This window comes from Pedobacter sp. 01T416_2 (assembly GCF_056398925.1).
The window spans coordinates 1-4,015 of the sequence record NZ_JBFTQI010000553.1; the positions used below are offsets into that span (position 1 = coordinate 1).

The following is a 4,015-nucleotide window of genomic DNA, read 5'->3' on the forward strand; positions in this document are numbered from 1 at the left end:
GTTTTAGCTCGCCAACAAGATTGCCTAAAATGGCTGATGCGGCAACCTATGCACAGATTATGAATGAAATTGGTTTTGATTCGAATCCTGCAGGTGGTCTTAATCAGTCGTACACGGCAGATCAGATCGAAAAATTTCGTAATGGTTCCGACCCATTGTTATATCCCAATACTGATTGGATTGACCAAACCTTGGAAAAAACTGCGCTGCAAAGCCAACACAGTCTTTCTGTTAACGGGGGCAGCGAGGATGTAAAATACTACATGTCGTTAGGTACTGTTTCTCAAGATGGTTTGTATAAAAATGGGGTAACCAAATACAATCAGTATAATTTCCGCACAAATATAGATGCCAACGTTTCTAAATACCTTAAAGTTGGCTTGTCGGTATCAGGCAGGCAAGAAAACCGTCTGTTTCCTCAGGTAGGGGCTGGCGATGTTTTCAGATCCATTTATAGGGCAAAACCTATTGTATCGGCCTATTATCCAAATGGTTTACCAACAACCGGTATCGAAAATGCAAATCCAGCCGTACAGGTTACAGATATAGGCGGAACAAATAAATCGCCAACGCAGGTTTTAAATGGCATTCTAAGAGCTAGTTTTATTATTCCCGGAGTACAGGGTCTTTCTGTTGATGGTTTCTTTTCTGCTGATAAATCCAATGTATTTACCAAAAGTTTCAGCAAACCATATCTGCTGTATCAATATGATCCTACATCTAAAAACTATAATAGTGTTATTGTTGGTGGCAATAACCAAAAAGCTACGTTGACCGAAAGTCATAGAAATGAATCGTTGCTTACTTCTAATATTAAACTAAACTACGCTCGTCGTTTTAACCTGCACGACATCAATGCCYTTGTGGGGTATGAGCAGAGTGAAAATCATTTAGAATATTTCGATGCACAACGCTTTAACTTTCTCTCTACTTCGTTGCCTGAACTTTCTCAGGGAGGTACTGCTGCTACGGATTTCTTAAACTCAGGCTATAGCACAAATTATAACCGCCGAAGTATAATTAGTCGTTTGGCTTACAGTTACGATGATAAATACCTTTTTGAAGGGCAGTTGCGCGTAGATGGATCATCAATTTTTCCTCAGGGTAAACAGTATGGTTATTTTCCTTCAGTTTCTGCAGGGTGGGTAATCTCAAGAGAAAAGTGGTTTAACGAAAACGTTAAATTTGTTGATAATTTAAAAATCCGTGCTTCATACGGAGCGCTTGGTAACGATAACGTAAATGGTTTCCAGTACTTTGATAATTATGTTCTTGTTGGAAATGGATTTGTAGCCCAAAGCCCAGGTGCAACATCATCAACCATACAGCCGGGCGTAAATTTAGTTAAACTTGCAAACCCGAATATTACCTGGGAAGTAGCCAAAAAACTCGATATCGGTTTCAATGCCGTTATATTTAAAAACTTCAGTATCGAAGCCATCTATTTTCAACAAAAAAGATCTGATATCTTGGCCACCCGTAATGCATCATTGCCAGGTTCTTCAGGAATTGTAAACCCTTTCGGTTCTGATCCGCTGGTACCTTCAGAAAATATTGGTAAAGTTAATAATACTGGTTTTGAAGCTACTTTAGGTTATAACCATAATGGCGAAAACTTTAAATGGAATGCATCAGGCAATATCACTTACGCAAAAAGCAAAGTAATTTTTATAGATGAAGCCAGTGGTACACTAGATTATCAACGCCAAACCGGCAGACCATTAAATGCTAATCTGCTTTACAATAGCATTGGCATATTTAGAACGCAACAGGAGTTAGATGCTTACCCACATGTAAGTGGCGCTAAAATTGGCGATCTTAAATACCTCGATTATAATAATGATGGCAAAATAACCGCCGATGACCAAACCAGAACGCCATATAGCAATATTCCTCAAATCACTTATGGTTTTACACTTGGTGCATCTTATAAAAACTTTGATGTATCAATGGTATTAGCCGGACAAACCAAGGTAAGCCAATATGTTTTGCCAGAATCGGGTAGCGTAGGTAACTTTTATAGCAGTTGGGCCGATAACAGATTTAGTGCATCTAATCCGACTGGAACTTACCCAAGGGTAACTGACCGTGCATCGAATGCGATTAGCGGTGGGCAGTTTAACAATACTTTTTGGCTTAATGATGCCTCATTTTTAAGGCTTAAAAATGTAGAAATTGCCTATAACATTAAGGCCAGTTTCTTAAATCGGATCAATGTTTCGGGATTAAGGCTTTATGCGAGTGCATTTAACTTGTTCACCATTTCTAAAGTAAAAGATTACGATCCTGAAGGAACCAGTGGTAGTGGGCAGTTTTATCCACAGCAACGCATTATTAATTTGGGCGCCAATATTAAATTTTAAACATCATGAAGAACAAATCAATATATATATCACTTTTAGGCCTGTCTCTTATCTCAACGAGTATTGTAGGCTGTAAAAAAGATTTTTTAAATGTAGAACCAACAGATCGGATCTCTACATCTGCTATAGAAACAGATACAGCTGTTTTTGAAGCCTATGTAACCAACCGTTATATCGCCAGTAGATTGCAGGATAAGGAGGGCGACGGTTCTTCACCGGGTTTTGGCAGAGGTTTTGAATATAGCATGTGGAGCTCATTTACCGATGAATCTATTTATAATAATGATGATGCCACCTGGTTGATCCAAAGAGGACAACTGGCACCTGAAAATTTAGGCAGTGCTGGTGTATATTGGGGAAGGAGCTACAAAAGCATCAGAGAATGTAATTATGCACTCGAAGTGCTTGGTAAAATTGGAATGAGTGCAGCACATAAAAAACAGTTAGTGGCCGAACTTAAATTTGTTAGGGCTTTCCGTTATCAGGATCTGATCCGGAATTATGGTGGCGTAGTTTTGATGGGCGATAAGGTAACGAACCTGACCGATAATCTGCAGGATCCGGCATTGTTTCAGCGCGCCTCGATTAAAGAATCTATAGATTATGTAACGGCACAGCTAGACCAGGCTGCAGCAGATTTACCTTTGGATAATAGTAGTAGCTGGATGGTAGGAAGGGCAACAAAAGGCGCAGCACTTGCGCTAAAATCCCGTTTACTTTTATATGCTGCTAGTCCGTTGTATAATGCTGGTACCTGGCAGGCAGCTGTTACGGCAGCTCAGGCAGTTATTTCTTTAAATAAATATGGAATTTACACGGGCGGTTATGGAAATTTATTCTTAACCGACCAAAGCAATGAAATTATTTTCGCGAGGTTGTTTACAAAAAATGCAAACCATACCCATTTAGAAATTGCCAACGGACCGAACGGTTATGGCGGCTGGGCTGGTAATACACCTTTGCAAAACCTGGTAGATGATTATGAAATGGCCAACGGCAAAGCCATTACCGATCCTACATCTGGTTACGATAACAACGAACCATATAAAGGTCGTGATCCTCGTTTTGCAGCCACTATTTTATACAATGGTGCAGCTTATCGTGAGCGTAATGTAGAAACCTTTATCCCGGGAGGAAAAGATAGTAAAGATGGAAATGATAACTGGAATACAACCAAAACAGGTTATTACCTTAAAAAATTCATGAATGATGCTTATCCATTGCAAAATCCTTGGGGTAATGCAGGGTTTCAGCCTTGGATTTATTTTAGATATGCAGAAATTTTGCTTAATTATGCAGAAGCTGCAAACGAAGCTTATGGCCCTGATGCCGTTCCTTCCGGATCAACAATGTCGGCAAGGCAAGCTATTAATATGGTAAGAGCAAGGCCAGGTGTGAATATGCCTGAATTGGCCGTTGGGCTTACCCAAACACAAATGCGCGATGCGGTTCGTTATGAGCGTAGGGTAGAGCTTGCTTTCGAAGAACATCGTTTTTACGATGTAAGAAGATGGAAAATTGCAGATGTAACTGAAAATAAACCTGCTGCTGGAATGATTATTACCAAAACAGGAACGGGATTTACTTATACACCTAAAGTTGCTTTAGACGGGCGTAAGTTTGAAACTAAACATTATTGGTTACCAATACCT

General features: G+C 39.7%; 2 protein-coding genes. Both read left to right on the forward strand.

Going from position 1 to position 4,015, the window contains the following annotated elements; translation table 11 throughout:
* Window positions 1-2,363, forward strand: a 2,363-nt coding sequence (locus AC1DPQ_RS20120; protein ID WP_477610669.1) for a SusC/RagA family TonB-linked outer membrane protein, incomplete at its 5' end; no start/stop codon positions are given.
* Window positions 2,364-2,368: 5 nt separating this feature from the next.
* On the forward strand, window positions 2,369-4,015 hold a 1,647-nt coding region (locus AC1DPQ_RS20125), incomplete at its 3' end, for a RagB/SusD family nutrient uptake outer membrane protein (RefSeq protein WP_477610670.1).